Source organism: uncultured Anaerotruncus sp., from assembly GCF_902490045.1.
GTDB lineage: Bacteria > Bacillota > Clostridia > Oscillospirales > Ruminococcaceae > Anaerotruncus.
Genome location: NZ_CABUCJ010000173.1, coordinates 1 through 3,524 on the forward strand (window position 1 = coordinate 1; position 3,524 = coordinate 3,524).

Below are 3,524 nucleotides of genomic sequence, written 5' to 3' on the forward strand. Positions count from 1 at the left end.
TTATATTATTTCTTCGGACGCACCAACTCATCAATTGAAATGTCGAATATCTCTGCAAGTGCTTTCAATTCCATATCCGTAACAACGCGCGTTTGACCTTCCAGCTTTGACAATGCCGACTCGCTCATTTCAATCCCTTTCAGTTGAAGCTCCCGCAATAACTCGCATTGCTTCATGCGCTTCTGTTTTCTCAGCGCAGTCACCTGTCTGCCGACACCATTCTTATTCCCCAACGGGTGTTTCCTTGGCTTCATCTTTTCCCCGCCCATTCAATCTTTATCGATATTATATGGCGTTAGGGTCTTCATCGTCATTGAGGTCGTTCTCGAACGATACATCGTTCATCTCTTTAAAATCCAAAAACTCGGAAATCGTCATGTTCAGACCGTTCGCAATTTTATGAAGCGTCATAATGCGCGGATTCTTTGTAAGGCCCCGAACAATATTGTCTACCGTTGACTGCTTCAATCCGCTTATCGAGGCGAGTTTGTTGTAGGTGATTCCGCGCTTGCCGCAGAGCGATTTGATCCGCCAAACGATGATTTCCGAATACTCCACAACAACCCCTCCCCCATCAGAATTACCCATATACCGGTTAATACCCATATTAGCAGAGGTTTTTCAAGTGATTACCCGAATTCGGGTTGACATTTCCCGTGCGGCCTGCTAAAATTTTAATATCACCCGAATGCAGGTAATTTGGAGGTGCAAAATGCCCGACTATCAAAAAATGTACCACCTGCTGGTGGGGACGATGAGCGAAACGGCGGACCTGCTGGATATCTGCGGAAGGCTCGCGGCGAGACAGTCGCTCAACGTGAAACAGGCGCTCCGGGAAGCCGAAGAACTCTATATATCAGACGGAAACGCGGAGAACGCGTAAAGGAGCCGCCGAAAGGCGGCTCCTTTGATATGGCGCGGGGCGGCGCGCAAGGCTGGGCGGAAAACTGCGGGGCGTTGCTTTCCGCCAGCGTCCGTGCCTCCCCGAAGGCACTTCCGGTACGGTTCCGGAGGCTCGCCGGCAGAGGCATTGCGCCTGCGGCGCGGCGGCGGATGGGTTGCTGTACACCCGTCCGCTCATCCGTGTCACGGGCGCCGCCGACTTTGGCCGCAGGCCAACCGGAGGCGGCGCGGGGGTCAAGGGGGCACAGCCCCCTGCGGTTTCTTTCCCCTATTTCTTGTCCGTACAAGAAATAGGGTCGCTGTCGGTCGATTACCGACAAACTACGCCGCTCACTGAGCGGTAAGCCTAAGGGGCCGCTGCCGGTCGACTACCGGCAAGCCCTCTGTCCCCTGGGCGGAAAACCCAAGCTCATCACATCCGAGCGAAAGCTCAATAAAAAAGGATTTTAACGGCAAGCGCCGAAAGGAAGAACCCGGAGATATCCGCGCTGAGGGCGGCGGGGATGGTGTGCCGGGTATTTTTGATTCCCGCCGCGCCGTAATAGACGGCGATGGTATAGAAGGTGGTTTCGGTGGAACCCATCATAACGCTGGCGACGCGGCCTGCAAGGCTGTCGGGGCCGTGGCTGCGGAGGATGTCGTTGAAGATCGCCATGGCGCCGCTGCCCGAAACGGGGCGGATAAGGGAGAGGGGGATGACCTCGCGGGGCAGGCCGAGCAGTTTTCCGACCGGCTCGAGGGCGAAGGAGAGCAGGTCGAGGCCGCCGCTGGCCTTGAACATGCCGACGGCGACGACGAGCGCCACAAGCGCGGGCAGAATGCTGGCGGCTGTCGTCAGCCCCTCCTTCGCGCCCTCGACGAAGAGGTCGAACACCTTGACGCCGCGCACAAGCCCGAACCCGACGATCCCGGCGATCGCGAGCGGGACCATCCAGACGCCGACCGCGGTCATGACCGTTTCCTCCAGAGGGGCGCGAGCAACCGCGCCATCACGATGCCCACGGCGACCGAACCGACCGACGCGATCCAGGTGGCGGGCAGGATATCCAGCGGCGCGGCGGAGCCCGCCTGCATGCGGAGCATCGCGGTGGTGGCGGGGATGAGCTGGATCGAGGCGGTGTTGACGACGACGAACATCGCCATATCGTTGGTCGCGGCGCCGTCCGCGCGCTGTTCCCTTGCCATCCCGCACATCGCGCGGATGCCCAGCGGGGTGGCCGCGTTGCCAATGCCGAGGAAGTTCGCGATGAGGTTCATCGTGATGGCGTTCACCGCCTCGCCGTTCGGGCGGAGCCCGCTGAAAAGGCGTTTTGTGACCGGGGAAAGCAGGCGGGAAAGCATTTCGGTGAGGCCGGACGCTTGTGCAATCTTCATAAGCCCGCTCCACAGGCAGAGCATCCCCGTGAGGGAGAGCACCAGCGTGACCGCTTCGCCCGCCTGCCCCATGGCGGCCTCGGAAAGCTGGGGCATCCGGCCTGTCAGCGCGGCAAAAACGAAGGAAAACAGAATCATTCCTGCAAAAATGACGTTCATCATATCCGGATTCCCCCCATCGGTTCCGTATATGTATATTATACAGTTTATTCTTTTATGTTTCGTTATTCATGACAAATATTGACGCAATTTTCACAAATTCGTTTACAATTTTACAAAAATACGTTATATTGTTAGTTAAAGGCATTTTTGCCGGATAGGAGGTGTATACATGAAATCTACCGGTATCGTCCGCAAAGTCGACGAGCTGGGACGCATCGTTCTTCCAATCGAGTTGCGCCGCACTTTAGACATTAATGAAAAGGATTCCCTTGAGATCTACGTGGATGGCAACCATATTATCCTAAAGAAATATGAGCCCGCGTGCATCTTCTGCAACAGCGCGACGAATGTCGTCAGCTTCAAGGGAAGAAACGTCTGCGCCGAGTGTATCAATCAGTTGTCTGACGCAAAATAGTTGCGTTGAATGTGTGGGAAGAAAAGAAGAAGTATTTTGGGAAACAGAAAAAAGCACAGGACATTTGGTCCTGTGCTTTTCTCTTTCTTTCGGTTTGTGACCGGTCAGGAGGACGCTTCCCCCGCCGTCCCGTCGCCGCCGGTTTCCTCCCCTCCCGGCCGCGGCGCGGACGGCGCCTGCGGCGGCTCCAGGGAGGCCTGCTCCTCCATGTAGCGGTCGATCTCCGGCTTGTATTCCCGGGTGGAGTCCCCATAGGCGTCCCTGCCGCCGCTCTCCCCCGTCTGGATGAGATAGCGCGCGTACATCGCGTGGGAGGCGCTCTGGTAGGGCACCAGGTAGAAGAGGAGCCCCAGCTGGGCGAGCATCAAAAGCAGGAGCAGGCCGGTGATCTGGAAGAGATAGAAGGGGTCGGAGAAGGGGATGAAAAGGACGAGCAGCACCGCCAGCAGCAGCGGCAGGTACCAGAGGAGGAAGGAGAGGCCGAAGAGGAAAACGCTTCCCTTGCAGCCCCGCACAAGCTTCACGCCCTCCCGGATGGCCGCGCGCGCCTTGTACTCGGGGTGTTCGGCGAGCAGGTAGGGGGCGAGGAAATACCGCAGGCCGATGATGACGATCACGACGCAGGCGATCGTCATCCAGACGAACACGAGCAGCATGGCGAAGGTCCGGG

At 57.5% G+C, this 3,524-nt stretch carries 7 protein-coding genes; 2 read left to right on the top strand and 5 right to left on the bottom strand.

Annotated elements, in window-relative coordinates:
• Positions 1-5 precede the first annotated feature (5 nt).
• The gene (locus RDM88_RS12195; protein ID WP_308755098.1) at positions 6-254 is read right to left on the bottom strand and encodes a helix-turn-helix domain-containing protein; all 249 of its coding nucleotides are present in this window, start codon (positions 252-254) and stop codon (positions 6-8) included.
• 31 nt (positions 255-285) lie between these two features.
• Positions 286-558, bottom strand: coding sequence for a helix-turn-helix transcriptional regulator (locus RDM88_RS12200; RefSeq protein ID WP_308755099.1), 273 nt, complete (start codon positions 556-558; stop codon positions 286-288).
• A gap of 154 nt (positions 559-712) precedes the next feature.
• Between RDM88_RS12200 and RDM88_RS12205 the strand changes: the two genes are divergently transcribed.
• Positions 713-883 carry a hypothetical protein gene (locus tag RDM88_RS12205; protein WP_308755100.1) on the top strand — a complete coding sequence of 57 codons (171 nt, stop codon included), beginning with the start codon at positions 713-715 and terminating at the stop codon, positions 881-883.
• A gap of 450 nt (positions 884-1,333) precedes the next feature.
• On the opposite strand, the gene RDM88_RS12210 is transcribed toward RDM88_RS12205, so the two are convergent.
• Positions 1,334-1,855, bottom strand: a complete 522-nt coding sequence (locus RDM88_RS12210; protein ID WP_308755101.1) for a nucleoside recognition domain-containing protein — start codon at positions 1,853-1,855, stop codon at positions 1,334-1,336.
• Positions 1,852-2,439 carry a nucleoside recognition domain-containing protein gene (locus RDM88_RS12215; RefSeq protein WP_308755102.1) on the bottom strand — a complete coding sequence of 196 codons (588 nt, stop codon included), beginning with the start codon at positions 2,437-2,439 and terminating at the stop codon, positions 1,852-1,854. Before RDM88_RS12215 ends, RDM88_RS12210 begins: the two co-directional genes overlap by 4 nt.
• Positions 2,440-2,608: 169 nt before the next feature.
• On the opposite strand from RDM88_RS12215, the gene RDM88_RS12220 reads away from it, so the two are divergent.
• Entirely contained in the window at positions 2,609-2,854 is a 246-nt protein-coding gene (locus tag RDM88_RS12220; RefSeq protein ID WP_101549176.1) for an AbrB/MazE/SpoVT family DNA-binding domain-containing protein, read from the top strand.
• Between the two features lie 104 nt (positions 2,855-2,958).
• On the opposite strand, the gene RDM88_RS12225 is transcribed toward RDM88_RS12220, so the two are convergent.
• The coding region (locus tag RDM88_RS12225) for a DUF975 family protein (protein ID WP_308755103.1) at positions 2,959-3,524 on the bottom strand (566 nt) is incomplete at its 5' end.